14 protein-coding genes are annotated in these 15867 nt (G+C 65.3%); 9 read left to right on the top strand and 5 right to left on the bottom strand.

The window, feature by feature from the left end; genetic code table 11:
• Window positions 1–158 precede the first annotated feature (158 nt).
• Window positions 159–2888: a DNA mismatch repair protein MutS gene (mutS, locus tag AC628_RS25370; RefSeq protein WP_074129519.1), complete on the bottom strand. Its 2730-nt coding sequence runs from the start codon at window positions 2886–2888 to the stop codon at window positions 159–161.
• Window positions 2889–3100: 212 nt separating this feature from the next.
• Here mutS and pcaF point away from each other — a divergent pair, with 212 nt between their 5' ends.
• From pcaF to AC628_RS25335, 7 genes are all read left to right on the top strand, one after another.
• Window positions 3101–4309, top strand: coding sequence for a 3-oxoadipyl-CoA thiolase (pcaF, locus tag AC628_RS25365; RefSeq protein WP_074129518.1), 1209 nt, complete (start codon window positions 3101–3103; stop codon window positions 4307–4309).
• 105 nt (window positions 4310–4414) lie between these two features.
• Window positions 4415–5116 carry a protocatechuate 3,4-dioxygenase subunit beta gene (gene pcaH / locus AC628_RS25360; RefSeq protein WP_074129531.1) on the top strand — a complete coding sequence of 234 codons (702 nt, stop codon included), beginning with the start codon at window positions 4415–4417 and terminating at the stop codon, window positions 5114–5116.
• A gap of 1 nt (window position 5117) precedes the next feature.
• The gene (gene pcaG, locus AC628_RS25355; protein ID WP_074129517.1) at window positions 5118–5708 is read left to right on the top strand and encodes a protocatechuate 3,4-dioxygenase subunit alpha; all 591 of its coding nucleotides are present in this window, start codon (window positions 5118–5120) and stop codon (window positions 5706–5708) included.
• A gap of 134 nt (window positions 5709–5842) precedes the next feature.
• On the top strand, window positions 5843–6166 hold the full coding sequence (locus AC628_RS25350; protein ID WP_050631929.1) for an ArsR/SmtB family transcription factor: 324 nt from the start codon (window positions 5843–5845) through the stop codon (window positions 6164–6166).
• Window positions 6167–6176: 10 nt separating this feature from the next.
• On the top strand, window positions 6177–6656 hold the full coding sequence (locus AC628_RS25345; protein ID WP_074129516.1) for an SRPBCC domain-containing protein: 480 nt from the start codon (window positions 6177–6179) through the stop codon (window positions 6654–6656).
• A 6-nt stretch (window positions 6657–6662) separates the two neighbouring features.
• Window positions 6663–7517 (top strand): shikimate dehydrogenase, encoded by an 855-nt coding sequence (locus tag AC628_RS25340; RefSeq protein ID WP_074129515.1) that lies wholly within the window; start codon window positions 6663–6665, stop codon window positions 7515–7517.
• Between the two features lie 16 nt (window positions 7518–7533).
• The gene (locus AC628_RS25335) at window positions 7534–8703 is read left to right on the top strand and encodes a Gfo/Idh/MocA family protein (RefSeq protein ID WP_074129514.1); all 1170 of its coding nucleotides are present in this window, start codon (window positions 7534–7536) and stop codon (window positions 8701–8703) included.
• Between the two features lie 220 nt (window positions 8704–8923).
• On the opposite strand, the gene AC628_RS25330 is transcribed toward AC628_RS25335, so the two are convergent.
• The 4 genes from AC628_RS25330 to AC628_RS25315 form a co-directional block, all read right to left on the bottom strand.
• Window positions 8924–10234, bottom strand: a complete 1311-nt coding sequence (locus AC628_RS25330) for an ABC transporter substrate-binding protein (protein WP_074129513.1) — start codon at window positions 10232–10234, stop codon at window positions 8924–8926.
• A 336-nt stretch (window positions 10235–10570) separates the two neighbouring features.
• Complete coding sequence (locus AC628_RS25325; RefSeq protein ID WP_074129512.1) at window positions 10571–12127, bottom strand: MDR family MFS transporter; 1557 nt, start codon at window positions 12125–12127, stop codon at window positions 10571–10573.
• 195 nt (window positions 12128–12322) lie between these two features.
• Entirely contained in the window at window positions 12323–13498 is a 1176-nt protein-coding gene (locus tag AC628_RS25320) for an HlyD family secretion protein (RefSeq protein ID WP_074129511.1), read from the bottom strand.
• Window positions 13491–13973: a MarR family winged helix-turn-helix transcriptional regulator gene (locus AC628_RS25315; protein ID WP_074129529.1), complete on the bottom strand. Its 483-nt coding sequence runs from the start codon at window positions 13971–13973 to the stop codon at window positions 13491–13493. Before AC628_RS25315 ends, AC628_RS25320 begins: the two co-directional genes overlap by 8 nt.
• A 161-nt stretch (window positions 13974–14134) precedes the next feature.
• Here AC628_RS25315 and AC628_RS25310 point away from each other — a divergent pair, with 161 nt between their 5' ends.
• Window positions 14135–14620, top strand: coding sequence for a Fur family transcriptional regulator (locus tag AC628_RS25310; protein ID WP_028338147.1), 486 nt, complete (start codon window positions 14135–14137; stop codon window positions 14618–14620).
• A 197-nt stretch (window positions 14621–14817) separates the two neighbouring features.
• Window positions 14818–15774 (top strand): DMT family transporter, encoded by a 957-nt coding sequence (locus tag AC628_RS25305; protein WP_074129510.1) that lies wholly within the window; start codon window positions 14818–14820, stop codon window positions 15772–15774.
• The last annotated feature ends 93 nt before the right edge of the window (window positions 15775–15867 follow it).

Here is a 15867-nt window from a genome sequence, read left to right as displayed (position 1 = left end):
TATGTGGAGCGATGGATTGCTTCGCTTCGCTCGCAATGACGGTGGGAGCGACCGCACGATGAGTGCGTAGCCCGGATGGAGCGCAGCGCAATCCGGGGCGGCCGTGCAATTCGTGAGGGCGTTCCCGGATTTCGCTTCGCTGCATCCGGGCTACGCGGCTACTGCTTCGGCAGCTTCGCTCGCAGCGCATAGAGCGCATCCAGCGCCTCGCGCGGCGACATCTCGTCGGGGTGCAGGGCCTTCACCGCTTCCACCAGCAACTCCGCCTCGCTCGGCGGCTTGTCCTCGGCGGCGGCGCGGGAGGGGACGGCGAACAGCGGCAGGTCGTCGGCGAGTGCGCGGGCGGCCTGGCCGCGGTCTTGCGCTTCCAGTTTTGCCAGCACCGATTTGGCGCGCGTGATCACGGCGGGCGGCAGGCCGGCCAGCTTGGCGACCTGGATGCCGTAGGAGCGGTCGGCCGAGCCGGGCAGCACCTCGTGCAGGAACACGACATCGCCCTGCCATTCCTTGACCCGCACCGTGGCGTTGAACATCCGCGGCAGCTTGGCCGAGAGCGCCGTGAGCTCATGATAGTGGGTGGCAAAGAGCGTGCGACAGCGGTTGCTCTCGTGCAGATGCTCGATCGCGGCCCAGGCGATCGACAGGCCGTCGAAGGTCGCGGTGCCGCGGCCGATCTCGTCGAGGATGACCAGCGACCGCTCGCTCGCCTGATTGAGGATCACCGCGGTCTCGACCATCTCGACCATGAAGGTCGAGCGGCCGCGCGCCAGATCATCGGCGGCGCCGACGCGCGAGAACAGCCGGTCGACGATGCCGAGCCGCGCCCGCGACGCCGGCACGTAGGAGCCGATCTGCGCCAGCAGCGCGATCAGCGCATTCTGGCGCAGGAACGTCGACTTACCGGCCATGTTCGGACCGGTGATCAGCCAGAGCTGGCCGGATTTCTGTGCGGGCGCCGGGGAGAGATCGCAGGCATTGGCGATGAACGGCTGGCCGTCGCGCTTCAACGCCTGCTCGACCACGGGATGCCGTCCGCCTTCTATCGCAAAGCCGAGCGAGAAGTCGACATCGGGCCGCACGTAATTGTCGTCGATCGCAAGCTTCGCCAGTGAGGTCGCGACGTCGAGCATCGCAAAGGCATGCGCGGCGTTGCGCAGATCGTCGCTCGCGGCTAGCGCCATCGCGCTCAGCCGCTCGAAGATCTCGAGCTCGAGATTGAGCGCGCGCTCGCCGGCATTGGCGATCTTGGCCTCGGTCTCGCCGAGCTCCGAGGTGGTGAAGCGGACCTGTCCCGCCAGCGTCTGGCGATGGATGAAGGTCGCGTTCAGCGGCGGCGCGAACAGCTTGTCGCCGTGCTGCGCGGTGACCTCGACGAAATAGCCGAGCACGTTGTTGTGCCGGATCTTCAGCGTCTTGATGCCGGTGTCCTCGGCATAGCGCGCCTGCATCGCGGCGACGACGAGGCGCGAGGCATCGCGCAAATTGCGGCTCTCGTCGAGCGCGGCCTCATAGCCCTCGCGGACGAAGCCGCCGTCGCGCTTGATCAGCGGCAGTTGCTCTGACAGTGCGCGGGAGAATTCCTGCGCCAGATCGCGCGAAGGGCGCCGCAACGCCGCCATCACGGTCGAAACCTCGGCCGGCGGATCGGCAAGCTGCGCCAGCAGCTCCAACGCCTGGTCGGCGGCCAGGATGCCGTCGCGCAGGCTGGCGAGATCGCGCGGCCCGCCACGGCCGACCGAGAGCCGCGCCAGCGCGCGCGACATGTCGGGCGCCGCGCGCAGCACGGTCCTGACGTCCTCGCGTGCCGCAGAGTCTGCAACGAAGGCTGTGACGGCATCGAGCCGCCGCGCGATCACGGCAACGTCGGTCAGCGGCGCGGCAAGGCGCTGCGCCAGCAGCCGCGAGCCGGCCGCGGTCACGGTGCAATCGATCGCATCGAGCAGCGAGCCGCGGCGCTCGCCGGCCAGCGTCCGCGTCAGTTCGAGGTTGGCGCGGGTCGCCGGATCGATCGCCATCGTGGTGCCGGCGGCCTCGCGTGCCGGCGGCGACAGCGGTGGACGTTTGCCGACCTGGGTGCGGTCGATATAGGTGACGGCGGCAGCCGCGGCGGTCGCCTCCAGCCGCGACATCGCCGAGAGACCGTCCATGGTCGCGACCGCGAAATAGTCGCACAGCCGCCGCTCCGCGGTGGCGCTGTCGAACACGTCGCGGGTCAGCGGCGTCACCGACGGCAGCTCGCGCAGGGTCGGCGCCAGCTCGTGGTCGCTGTAGAGTGCGTCGGTGACGATCGCCTCGTTCGGGTTGATGCGCGCCAAGGTCGCGGCGAGCTCCGCGGTCGCGCATTCCGTCACCATGAATTCGGAGGTCGAGATGTCGATCCAGGCAAGGCCAAGACGATCCGCGCCGGCCGAGCCGCGGGCGCGCGCGATCGCGATCAAATAATTGTTGGTGCGGGCGTCGAGCAGCGTGTCTTCGGTCAGTGTGCCCGGCGTCACCAGCCGCACCACGCCGCGGCGAACCACGCTCTTGTTGCCGCGCGCCTTTGCCTCGGCGGGATTCTCGGTCTGCTCGCACACCGCGACGCGATGCCCGGCGCCGATCAGGCGATGCAGATAATCCTCGGAGCGCTCGACCGGCACGCCGCACATCGGGATGTCCATGCCCTGATGCTTGCCGCGCTTGGTCAGCACGATGCCGAGCGTCTTCGAGGCGATCTCGGCATCCTCGAAGAACAGCTCGTAGAAATCGCCCATCCGGTAGAACAGCAGCAGGCCGGGATGGGCGGCCTTGATCTCCAGATACTGTTCCATCATCGGCGTGACGCGCGACGGCGCCTCGGCGGCAGGAGCGGATTCGGGCGGAACGGGGATGGGCTGTTGGATCGTCATGAGGAGGCGGAAACTACAGAATTTCGCGGCGCGGTCATATCCGAGAGGCCAGGGTTTTCCACCCTGTCCACGGTGCCTTTATGACAGCCCTCACGGTAACGCGTGCAGGGCGCGCAGCCGCATCAATTGACCTGCCGCGGGCACGCTCCTAAAACCCATCTCAAGTTCCAGCCGATCCAGCGCCTAAGTCGCGGCATTCAGGGAGAGATTCAATGCGTGATGTGTTCATTTGCGATGCCGTCCGGACCCCGATCGGCCGTTTCGGCGGTTCGCTTGCCAAGGTGCGCGCCGACGATCTCGCGGCGGCCCCGATCAAGGCGCTGATGGCCAAGCACTCGACGCTCAACTGGAACGAGGTCGACGAGGTCTATTTCGGCTGCGCCAACCAGGCCGGCGAAGACAACCGCAACGTCGCGCGCATGGCGCTTCTGCTCGCCGGCATGCCGGAGTCGGTTCCCGGCCAGACCCTGAACCGGCTGTGCGCCTCGGGCCTCGACGCGGTCGGCGCCGCGGGCCGCGCCATCCGCGCCGGCGAGATCGATTTCGCGATCGCGGGCGGCGTCGAATCGATGACGCGGGCGCCGTTCGTGATGGGCAAGGCTTCGGAAGCCTTCTCGCGCTCGTCCGAGATCTACGACACCACGATCGGCTGGCGCTTCATCAATCCGCTGATGAAGGCGCAGTACGGCGTCGATGCGATGCCGGAGACCGGCGAGAACGTCGCCGAGGAATTCCAGGTGTCGCGCGCTGATCAGGATGCGATGGCGATCCGCTCGCAGCAGCGCGCGGGCGCGGCGATCGCGTCGGGCTATTTCGCCGAGGAGATCGTCCCGATCCAGGTGCCCGGCGGCAAGGCCGGCCCCATCACCGTCGACAAGGACGAACACCCGCGCCCTGAAACCACGCTCGAAGGATTGGCAAAACTGAAGCCGATCGTGCGCAATCCGGGCACGGTGACCGCGGGCAACGCGTCGGGTGTCAATGACGGCGCCGCCGCGATGATCCTGGCTTCCGAAGCCGCGGTGAAGAAGCACGGCCTGACGCCGCGTGCGAAAATCCTCGGCCTTGCCTCGGCCGCGGTGCCGCCGCGCATCATGGGCATCGGCCCGGTGCCGGCGACCAAGAAGCTGGTCGAACGGCTCGGCATCAAGGTGTCGGACTTCGACCTGATCGAGCTCAACGAAGCCTTCGCCTCGCAAGGCATCGCCTGCCTACGCCAGCTCGGCGTCAAGGAAGACGCGGATTTCGTCAATCCGCATGGCGGCGCGATCGCGCTCGGCCATCCGCTCGGCATGAGCGGCGCGCGGCTGGTGCTGACCGCCGTGCACGGCATGGAGAAGCGGGGCGGGAAGCTTGCCTTGGCAACTATGTGCGTCGGCGTCGGCCAGGGTGTCGCGGTCGCGATCGAAAAGCTTAATTAATCCAATGGCTTGGAAGGGTTGAAAACAGCCCTTCCCCAATTTGGTTATGCACTATAATGATCTGATGTGAGCTCACCGGGCGCGTGGGCCGCGGAGGAATTCGCCATGACCTTGTTGTATCCGCTGCAATCGCTTGCGGCCCATCCGGCGCGGCTGTCGCCGGACTATCGCTCCACCGTGAAGCGTTCGCCCTCGAGGCCGCTAATCCCGATGCGGCACACGCTCTCGGAGCTGACCGGGCCGGTCTATGGTCATGAGACCGTGCGCGCGCACGACAACGATCTCACCATCCAGGCCAAGGGCGAGCCGCTCGGCGAGCGCATCATCGTGCATGGTCATGTGCGCGACGAGGACGGCCGCGGTGTGCCCAACACGCTGGTCGAAATCTGGCAGGCCAATGCCTGCGGCCGCTACATCCATGTCGTCGACCAGCATCCGGCGCCGCTCGATCCGAACTTCACCGGCGCCGGCCGCACGCAATCTGATGCGAGCGGCTACTACAAGTTCGTCACCATCAAGCCCGGCGCCTATCCGTGGGGCAACCACCACAATGCCTGGCGGCCCGCCCACATCCACTTCTCGGTGTTCGGGCACTCCTTCATCTCGCGTCTGGTGACGCAGATGTACTTCCCCGGCGATCCCTTGTTCCCGTTCGATCCGATCTTCAACTCGGTGACCGACGAGAAGGCGCGGGCGCGGATGATCTCGTCGTTCGACTTGGAGAATACCAAGCCGGAATGGGCGCTGTGCTATCGCTTCGATATCGTGCTGCGCGGGCGCAACGCCACGCCGATGGAGACCAAGTAACGTGTCACATCCTGATGGACTGACGCCCTCGCAGACCGTCGGCCCCTACTTCAAATACGGCCTGACGCCGAACGGCGAATATGAGTGGAACGACGCCTTCACCAACAATCTGCTGACGCCGGATACATCCGGCGAGCGGATCCGCGTCGAGGGCAAGGTCTATGACGGCGACGGCGCCGTGATTCCGGACTGCATGCTGGAGATCTGGCAGGCCGACAGCCAGGGTCGCTTCTCCGATCCGCAGGACAAGCGCGCATTGCCGAACTCGTCCTTCAAGGGCTTCGGCCGCTGCGGCACCGACAAGAGCGGCGGCTATTCATTCGACACCATCAAGCCCGGTGTGGTGCCGGACGCCGACGGCAAGCCGCAGGCGCCGCACATCCTGCTTGCGGTGTTCGCGCGCGGCATGCTGCTGCATCTCTACACCCGGATCTACTTCGACGACGAAGCCGGCAACGCGACTGACTCCACGCTCGCGCTGGTGCCGGCCGATCGCCGGGCGACCCTGATCGCCAAGAAGATGGGCGGCAACGCCTACACGTTCGACGTCCATCTGCAGGGCGACAACGAGACGGTGTTCTTCGACGTCTAGCCGGCGCGGCACGCCAATCCAGCATTGAAGAGACGACCGAAATCCGCTGCGCGCCTTCGCTGCAGCGGATTTCGCTTGACCATGCGCATCTAGTTATATAACAAGCAGTTTATATAAAGGATATGAGATCAAACATGGCCAACCTCGACGCCGCCTTCTCTGCGCTCGCTGACCCGACCCGCCGGGCGATTCTGGCGCGTCTCGCGTTGGGCGAAGCGACCGTCATGGAGCTGGTCGAGCCGTTCGAGCTGACCCAGCCCGCGATCTCCCGCCATCTCAAGGTGCTCGAGGGCGCGGGCCTGATCGTGCGGCGCGTCGAAGGCACCAAGCGGCCGTGCCGGCTGGCGCCGACGGCGGTTGCCGAGATCGATCAGTGGCTCGGCATGCTGCGCCGCGCGCTGGAAACCAATTACGACCGGCTGGACGGAGTGCTGGCCGCCATGAAGCCTGAGAAGTGAAAGGTGCCCTATGAGTAAGTTGACGCTGAAGACTGAAGGCGACCGCTATATCGTCGTGACCAGGCGCTTCGTCGCGCCGCCCGAGGCGGTGTATCGCGCGCATACCGAGCCGGAGCTGTTGCAGAAGTGGCTGCTCGGCCCTGAGGGCTGGACCATGCCGGTCTGCGTCAGCGAGCTCAGGCCCGGCGGCAAGATCCGCTACGAGTGGACTGACGGCAAAGGCGGCGGCTTTCACCTCACCGGCGAGTACGTCGAACTCGAACCGTTCAGCCGCATCGTGCATGTCGAGCGCATGCATCTGCCGGATCCGACGCCGGATAATCATGTCGAGACCCGCTTCGCGCCCGACGGCGACGGCACCGTAATGACCATGCGGATGACGCTGCCGGATGCCGAGACGCGCGCGGCGATGCTCGCGACCGGCATGGAGCACGGCATGGAAGACAGCTATGCTCGGCTCGACCGCATGAGCCGACCACTGCCGATTTGAGGGACAATGCGCGACCGTTTCCTGACCGGTCTGATCGGGTACCCGATCGCGCTTTCGGCGGCGCCTGCGATGCACGAGCAGGCCGCCGCCGCGCTCGGCGTCCGTTGCCACTATCAGCTCATCGAGGTGAAGGGCGCCGGACGCGACGATCTGCGCGCGATGCTCGACGGCATCAGGCGGCTCGGCTTTGCCGGCGTCAACGTCACCTTTCCCTACAAGGAAGCGGTGATCGACCTGCTCGATGATCTCGCGCCGGATGCCCGCGCGATCGGCGCGGTCAATACCATCGTCGCCCGCGGCGCGCGGCTGGTCGGGTACAACACTGATGCATCAGGTTTCGTGCGCGCGATTGCACCGCTGCTTGCCACCGTACCGCGCGGCCCGATCGCGCTGATCGGTGCCGGCGGCGTCGGCAAGGCCATCGCCTTTGCGCTGGCCATCCTCGGCTTCGGCGAACTGCGCATCTTCGACAGTGATGGCGCCAAGGTCGCGCGGCTGGCCGGTCAGTTGGCCGGCCGTCATGCGGCTCGTGGCGTCGCCAGCGTCGAGGCAGCGCTCGATGGTGCGACTGGCGTCGTCAATGCAACGCCGGTAGGCATGCTGCCGAGCAGCGACACGCCGGTGCCGGACGCGCTGCTGCATCCGTCGATGTGGGTCGCCGACGCCGTCTACACGCCGCTCTGGACGCCGTTGTTGTTGGCGGCCAAGGCCAAGCGTGCCAAAGTCCTGACCGGGCGCGATCTCGCGATCTACGCAGCAGCGGACGCATTCGAATTGTTCACGAGCATGATGCCTTCGACGGACGTCATGGCAAATGCGTTCGACGCCGTGATGGCCGCACGCTACTCTCCGCCCGCCTGAAGGGCGGAGACATATAATGACAAAAATCAGGATCGGTCTGGCCGGCTGCGGCTTCGTGTCGGAGCTGCATATGTACGCCTACCGGCGCGTCTACGGCGTCGATGTCGAGGTGAGGGCGGTCGCGGCGCGCGGCGATCATGTCAAGGAGTTCGCGCGCAAGCACCAGATCCCGAATGCCTATCGCAGCTTCGCCGAGCTGGTCACCGACCGCGAGCTCGACGTCATCGACATCTGCACACCGCCGAACCTGCACGCCGCGATGATCGTCGAGGCGATGCAGGCCGGCAAGCACGTGATCTGCGAGAAGCCGTTCAGCGGCTATTTCGGGCAGCCCGGCGACAAGGCGCCGATCGGCAAGTCTGTGCCGAAAGCGCTGATGTACCAGCGCGTGATGGAGGAGATGGAGGCGACCCGCGCCGCGATTGCGCGAACGGGAAAACTCTTCATGTATGCCGAGGACTGGATCTATGCGCCGGCGGTGACCAAGACCGCGGAGATCATCCGCGCGACGCGCGACAAGATCCTGTTCATGAAAGGCGAGGAGAGCCATTCCGGCTCGCATGCGGCGCATGCCGCGCAATGGGCGATGACCGGCGGCGGCTCGCTGATCCGGATGGGCTGCCATCCCTTGTCAGCCGTGCTCTACCTCAAGCAGGTCGAGGCGAAAGCACGCGGCGAGACCATCAATGTCGTGAGCGTCACCTGCGACGTCGGCAATGTCACTGCGTCCCTCAAGCCGGAAGAGCGCGCCTACATCAAGGCCGATCCGGTCGACGTCGAGGATTGGGGCACGCTGACCGCGACCTTCTCCGACGGCACCAAGGCGACAGTGTTCTCCGGCGACATGATCATGGGGGGCGTGCGCAATCTGATCGAGACCTATACGAGCGGCGGCTCGCTGTTCGCCAACATCACCCCGAACACGCATCTGACCAGCTACCAGACCTCAGAGGAGAAGCTCGCGAGCGTCTACATCACCGAGAAGGTCGACCGCAAAACCGGCTGGCAATATGTCTGCCTCGAGGAGGAATGGACCCGCGGCTATCTGCAGGAGATCCAGGACTTCATGGAATGCGTCGCGACCGGCCGGCAACCGCTCGCCGATCTCGCGCTGGCGTATGAGACGACGAAGGTGAACTACGCCGGCTATTGGGCCGCGGATGAGGGCAGGCGGGTGACGTTGTAGAAAACTCGCTCCGTGATCGGCAGGCGTACAGGCTATAGCGTAATCGACCTTGTGTTGACGCGTCTGTTCCAGACCCGTCATCCTGAGGTGCGAGCCTCTTCGGCGAGCCTCGAAGGATGAACGGCCAACAGCAGGGCCGCGCATCCTTCGAGGCTCGCTCCGCTCGCACCTCATCAGGATGACGGGGATAGTTCCCGACCAGCGTCGCGATCCCCGGCCTCTACGCCCCGTACACCGATCCCTTCGGCAGTGGGAACACCGGATCCTGGGTGCGAATGTTCGTCGGCCACACCACGGTGATGCGCTCGCCGGCGTTCTGCATCACCACCGGCGTCGAGCGCTCGTTCTGGCCGGACATCGGCGTGCCCGGCGGATAGAATTTCACGCCATAGCCCTGGATGGTGCCGCCCGGCGGGATGTCGACATCGAGCGCCGCCTTGCGGATCGCCTCGGGATCGAAGCCGCCATATTTCTCCTTGGCGACCGGCAGCACATTGTTGAGCAGGATCCAGGTCTGGTTGAAGCCCATCGAGCAGTGCGGCGGCACTTCGGTGGCGCTGGTCTTCTCGCGGTAGCGCGCAACCATGGTCTTGGTGAGATCGCCGACCCCGGGCGCGAGCTTGGCGGGATCGAGCAGCTGCGCCGGAACGGGATCGATGTTGCAGAAATTGTCGATGTCGGCGCCGAAGGTCGCGCGCAGCTTGTCGAGCTGGCTGTAGCCAGCGCCGGCGCCGAACAGCATCTTGAACTTCAGCCCGCTCTCGCGCGCCTGGCGCAGGAACAGCGTGATGTCGGGGTTGTAGCCGGCATGCGAGATGATGTCGGCCTTGGCGCGCTTCAGCTTGGTCACCAGCACCGAAAGGTCGGGCGCGGAGGCCGAATAGCCTTCCTTGAGCACGACCTGCAGTCCGGCTTCCTTGGCGAACACCTCGTCGGCGGCGGCGACGCCGACGCCGTAGGGACCGTCCTCATGGATCAGCGCGACCTTGACGTCCTTCGGCTCCATGCCGAGCCTGGCCTTGGCGTGCTCGCCGAGGAAGCCGCCGAAGGCCTGGCCGTATTGGTCGGAATGGATCTGCGCGCGGAATACATATTGCAGGTTCTTGTCCTTGAACACGGCGGTCGAGACCGCGGTCGTGATCCAGAGGATCCGCTTCTGCTGCTCGACCTTGGCGGCGAGCGGCACCGCGTGCGAGCTCGCGAACACGCCGTTGAGGATGTCGACCTTCTCCTGGTCGATCAGGCGATTGGCCTCGTTGATCGCCACGTCAGGCTTGCTCTGGGAATCGACATTGACCGGCGCGATCTTGTATTTGCCACTGATGCCGCCCTTCTCGTTGACGAGATCGATTGCGATCTGGGTGCCGATCGAGGAGGCGACCGAGCCGCCGGCGGCGAACGGGCCGGTGAGGTCGTAGATCACACCGATCCGGACCGTCTCGGCCTGCGCCTGCGCGCGTGTCCAATCGAAGCTGAAAGCAGCGGCGGCAGCCGCTGAAGTCTTCAGCAGCGTCCTGCGTGAAGTCGGCATCGCGTCCTCCCCTGGAACCGTCAGTTGTGTGACGGCATTTATTTTTCGGGGAGTATTGGGAGGCGATGTCGGAAAGTCAACGCGATTGCGGGGGCAGTGTCTTGCGCTTTCGTCGAGTGCGCTTGGAGTTTGCAGTCAAGAAATGTGAGAGCGGTCTCACCCTCCCCTGGAGGGGGAGGGTCGGCTCACATTGAGCGAAGCGAAATGTGTGCCGGGGTGGGGTGATCTCTCAACACGGGCACTGTTGGACGTGGAGAGACTGTCACCCCACCCCGCTGCGCATTCCGCTTCGCTGCATGCGCAACGACCCTCCCCCTCCAGGGGAGGGTAAGGACGTTACTCCATCACCGCGGCATGATCCGACGGCGCCGATTGCGCGCGCAGTGCGGCCTTGGTCGAGCCGATCATCAGCGCGAGCGGGATCGAGACCAGGATGAACAGCATCACCAGCTGATAGTCGTGCGAGAACGCGATGATCTGCGACTGCGCGGCCACCATCCTGTCGGCCATCGCGCGGCCGGCATCGGTGTTGAGGTTGATCATGCCGGCGACGTCGGGCATCTGCAGCGCGTGGTTGAACGGATTGATCTGCTCCGACAGTTTTGCGTAGATCCGCCGTCCGCCTTCCGTCAGCTGCGCGATCACGATCGAGATGCCGACCGAGCTCGCGACGTTGCGCAGCAGCGTCAGCATCGAGGTGCCGTCGGTGCGCAAATGATTGGGCAGCGTCAGGAATGCCACCGTCGACAGCGGCACGAACACGAGGCCGAAGCCGAAGCCCTGGATCACGCTGACGACGATGATCTCGTTCGCCTGGGTCATGTCGGTCCAGCCGGTCATCTGGAACAGCGAAGCCGCGGTCAGGGCCAGGCCCGAGATGATCAGCGTGCGCGCCTCGATGTAGCGCATCAGGCGGCCGACCAGCATCATCGCGACGAAGGTGCCGAAGCCGCGGCTCGCCAGCAGCAGGCCGGCGGTGATGATCGGATAGCCGACCACGTTCTGCAAGTAGGGCGAGGACAGCGCCATGGTCGAATACAGCACGAGGCCCATCACCGTCATGAACACGCAGCCGCCGAGGAAGTTCTTGTCCTTGAACAGCGCGAACTGGATGAACGGCCGGCTGGTCGTCAGCGAATGGGCGAAGAAATAATAGAAGCCGATCGCCGAGACGATGAATTCGACCATGATCTCGTTGGATTCCAGCCAGCCGAGCTGCTCGCCGCGGTCGAGCGCGAGCTGCAGCGAGCCGATCGCGACCGCGAGCGCGCCGAAGCCGAACCAGTCGAAGCGCAGATTGAGGTCCTGCTTGGTCTCGTCCATGAACACCGCGAGGCCGAGCACGGTGATCGCGCCGAACGGCAGGTTGACGAAGAACACCCAGTGCCAGGAATAGGTCTCGGTCAGCCACGCGCCCAATGACGGGCCCATGATCGGGCCCATCATCACGCCCATGCCCCAGATCGACATCGCCTTGGCGCGCTCATGCAGCGCGTAGGAATCCAGCATCACCGCCTGCGACAGCGGCACCAGCGCCGCGCCGAACACGCCCTGCAACAAGCGGAACAGCACCATCTGGTTGATGTCCTGCGCGAGGCCGCACAGCACCGAGGCGATGGTGAAGCCGGCCGAGCAGATGATGAAGATGCGCTTGCGGCCGTAGCGGTTGGCGATCCAGCCCACCGGCGCGGTCATGATCGCGGCCGCGACGATGTAGGAGGTCAGCACCCAGTTGATCTGGTCCTGTGAGGCCGACAGCGAGCCCTGCATATAGGGCAGCGCGACGTTGGCGATCGTGGTGTCGAGCGCCTGCATGATCGTCGCGGTCATCGCGCAGATCGTCACCATGTTCCGGCGCATGCCGGGCACGGCTGATGGTGACGGTGCATTCATTCAGTTCAGTCCTGTTCGCTGATTGCAGCGGGAATCACCTCTCCCCGTCGGGGAGAGGTCGCGCCGAAGGCGCGGGTGAGGGGGATCAGGTCCCACGAGAGAGCGTAACCCCTCACCCGGATCGCATCTGACGATGCAATCCGACCTCTCCCACATGGGGAGAGGTGGTGCGCTGGGCTTCGATCCTGCTCCATCTCAGTCCTCGTGGTCCGGGTGCGCGGCGGCCGAGCCCAGCCCAAGCAGGCCGGCCAGCGTGCGGCGATGGTTGGTGTCGATCGTCGCGTAGACGCTCATGCCGGCCTTCAGCTTCTTCACGAACGGATCGTTCTCGTCGAAGTAGATCCGCACCGGGACGCGCTGCACCACCTTGACGAAATTGCCGGTGGCGTTCTGCGGCGGCAGGATCGCGAACTGCGCGCCGGTGCCGGGCGACAGCGAGCCGACCTTGCCCTTGAATTCGTGGTTCGGGAACGCGTCGACGTCGAGCGTTACCGGCTGGCCGACCGCGACATAGGTGAAGTCGCTTTCCTTCGGATTGGCGTCGACCCAGGGATGGTCGACGTCGATCACCGAGAACACCGGCGCGCCCGCGTTGACGAAGCGGCCGAGCTGGATCTGGTCGACCTGGGTCGCGACGCCATCCATCGGCGCCCGGAGCACGGTGTGATCGAGATTACGCTGGGCGTCGTCGAGCTTCGCCTTGGCCTGGGCGTAGGGCGGGAATTTCTCGATCGGCAGCTCGACATCGCCGAGCAGCTGCGTCTTGTCCTTGGAGATCTGCTGCTTGATGTATTGCGCCAGGCTCTCGGCGGTCACCTGCGCGTTGGCGGCGTTGTCGAGATCGAGCTGCGAGCCGAAATTCTGCTTGGCGAGCGTCGATTTGCGATCGACGTCGCGCTTCTTCAGCTCGATGCTCTGCTGGGCGAATTCCAGCATCCTGGTGTTGATCTTGATGTTGTCGACCAGATTGTCATAGGTGGTCCGGGTCTGGTCGAGCGCCGCCTTGGCCTGGTCGACCGCGAGGCGGAATGGCACCGGGTCGATCTCGAACAGCTCGTCGCCTTTCTTGACGTGCTGGCCTTCCCTGACGACGATCTTGTCGATCTTGCCGGAGATTTCCGGCGTGATCAGCACCTTCTGCGCGCCGACATAGGCGTCATCGGTGCCGACATAGCGGCCGCCATTGAGATAGAACACGCCGCCGGCGATCACAGCCACGATCGGCAGCACGACGAGCAGCAGCACGCGGCGATAGCGCCGCAGCCCAGCCATCAGGCGACGGCGCGGCGCGCGGCTGGCCTTGCCGGCCGGCGCCGATACGCCCGGATTGCTCTTCTGCTCGGGGGCCAGTTTGAGGACGGGTTCAGCCATAGCGCTGTTCCTTTCGGGAGGGCTCGCCGGCTGGGCTTTGGATGGCATTGCGAACGTTTTCCTTGATCGATTCCAATTGAGTGAGCAGGCGATACGCGTCTGCGGGGCTGATGCCCTCGAGCGCGGTCGCGGTGAGTTCGGAGCGCAGGCCGGCGAGCTTGCCGAGCAGCGGGCGCGCGGCCTTCTTCAGATAGAGGCGGTTGACGCGGCGGTCGTTCTCGTCGCTGCGGCGCTCGATCCAGCCATTGTCGCAGAGCTTGTCGATCAGCCGCGTCAGCGTGATCGGCTGCACCTCGAGCAACTCGGCGAGCTCGGTCTGCTTCAGCCCTTCCTGGCGTTCCACCTTGGACAGGACGGCCCATTGCGCGCGGGTGATGCCGTAGCGCGCGGCCTCCTTGTCCGCATAGACGCGGATCAGCCGGAACAATTCGCCCAGCGTAAACATGAAGTTCGCGTCCACGGAACCGCGCATCAATGCCATCTCCATAAGCTTGGGATATAATAAGCTTGCTTATGAATTCTGCACATCGGGTTAACGGAGGGCTGCTCCGCATTGCGCACATGGCTGCATGGCGGCGTGGTACTGGCTCGGGCCGGGCTATGGGAACCGGCGCGAAAATGCTACATATCCGGGCAATGAGCCTGGCCAAGCCGACCTTTCCCGCCCCCGACCACGATCACGGCCGCTGCGCCGCGGACGCGATGGCGCATGCCGAGCAGGTCTGTGCGCGCCGCGGGCAGAAATTCACCCCGATCCGGCGTCAGGTGCTGCAGGCACTGCTGTCGAGCCATCGGCCGCTCGGCGCCTATGAGGTGATCGACGAGCTGGCCAAGACGATGCCGCGCCCGGCACCGATTACCGTCTACCGCGCGCTCGACTTCCTGATGGAGAACGGCCTCGTCCACCGCATCGAGAGCCGCAACGCCTTCCTGGCCTGCGCGCACGACCATGACGAGACCTCGATGGTGGCGTTTTTGATCTGCGACCATTGCGGCTCGGTCGGCGAGATCCCGGCCGCCCCCGTCGCGCAAAGCCTGACCGCGGCAGCGCGGGCCTCGGGCTTCATCCCGAAACTCTCGGTCGTCGAGATCGCCGGCACCTGCGCGCATTGCCAGAAATGATTGTGCGCGGCCAAAGTCCTCACCGCGGTGTCGTCCCTGCGAAAGCAGGGACCCAACCACCGCCCCCAATCGTTATACGACGCTGGAACGACAAGTCTCGTCCACGACACCGGCCGCGGCGTATGGGTCCCTGCTTTCGCAGGGACGACGCAGCCCGACTAACAACAACACGGCAGCAAGCCGGCCCGCGAGGAAACATGTCGACCCAAGCGATCTCCGCCACCGTCACGAGGCCCGTCAGCGTCGGCCACGGGCTGCCGCCCGGCGCCATCGCATTGATGCTGATGCTGTGCGTGAGCTGGGGCTTCAACCAGCTGGCGGTCAAGCTCGCGCTGCCCGACGTGCCGCCGATGCTGCAGGCGCTGATCCGCTCCTCGGGCGCGCTGCCGGTGATGCTGATCGTCGGCCATTTGCGCGGCGTCAAATTCTTCGAACGCGACGGCACGCTGGTCCCCGGCATCATCGCCGGCCTGATGTTCGGCTGCGAGTTCGTACTGATCTTCACTGGTCTCGTCTTCACCTCGGCCTCGCGCGCCTCGGTGTTCCTCTACACCGCGCCGTTCTTCGTCGCGCTCGGCTCGCACCAGTTCCTCGGCGAGCGCCTCTCGACCGTGCAATGGAGCGGCCTGGCGCTGAGCTTTGCCGGCGTCGCGCTCGCGATCGGCGTGCCGCAGCCCAATGTCGACGCCAAGGTGCTGCTCGGCGACCTCATGGTGGTCGGCGGCGGCGCACTGTGGGCGGCGACCACGCTGGTCGCCAAGGGCACGCAGTTGCGCAACGCCGCGCCGGAAAAGGCGCTCGGCTACCAGGTCGCGATCTCGATCCCGATCCTCGGCCTCGCCGCCTGGATCGCCGGCGAGCGCATCGAGCACCTGCCGAGCGCGCTGTCGATCTCGCTGCTTGCCTATCAGGCGGTCTGGGTGGTCGGCTGCACCTTTGTCATCTGGTTTGCGATGGTGAAGACCTATTCGGCGAGCAAGCTGTCGGCCTTCACCTTCGTCACGCCGCTGTTCGGCGTCGTCGCGGCCTATTTCATCATGCACGACACGCTGACCCCGGTATTCGGCGTCGCCGCGCTGTTCGTGATCGCAGGCCTCTATCTCGTCAACAAGCCCGATCCGAAGGTGACGCCGGATCCGAACGTGCCGGCGTGAGATCTTGGGATCGCGGATGTTTGATTCGCCAACGGCGCAACAAACTCATCGTCGTCCCTGCGAAAGCAGGGACCCATAACCACGAATGGTTAT

This window comes from Bradyrhizobium sp. NAS96.2, assembly GCF_001908235.1.
Lineage (GTDB): Bacteria > Pseudomonadota > Alphaproteobacteria > Rhizobiales > Xanthobacteraceae > Bradyrhizobium.
This window is presented reverse-complemented; position numbering and strand designations above follow the sequence as displayed.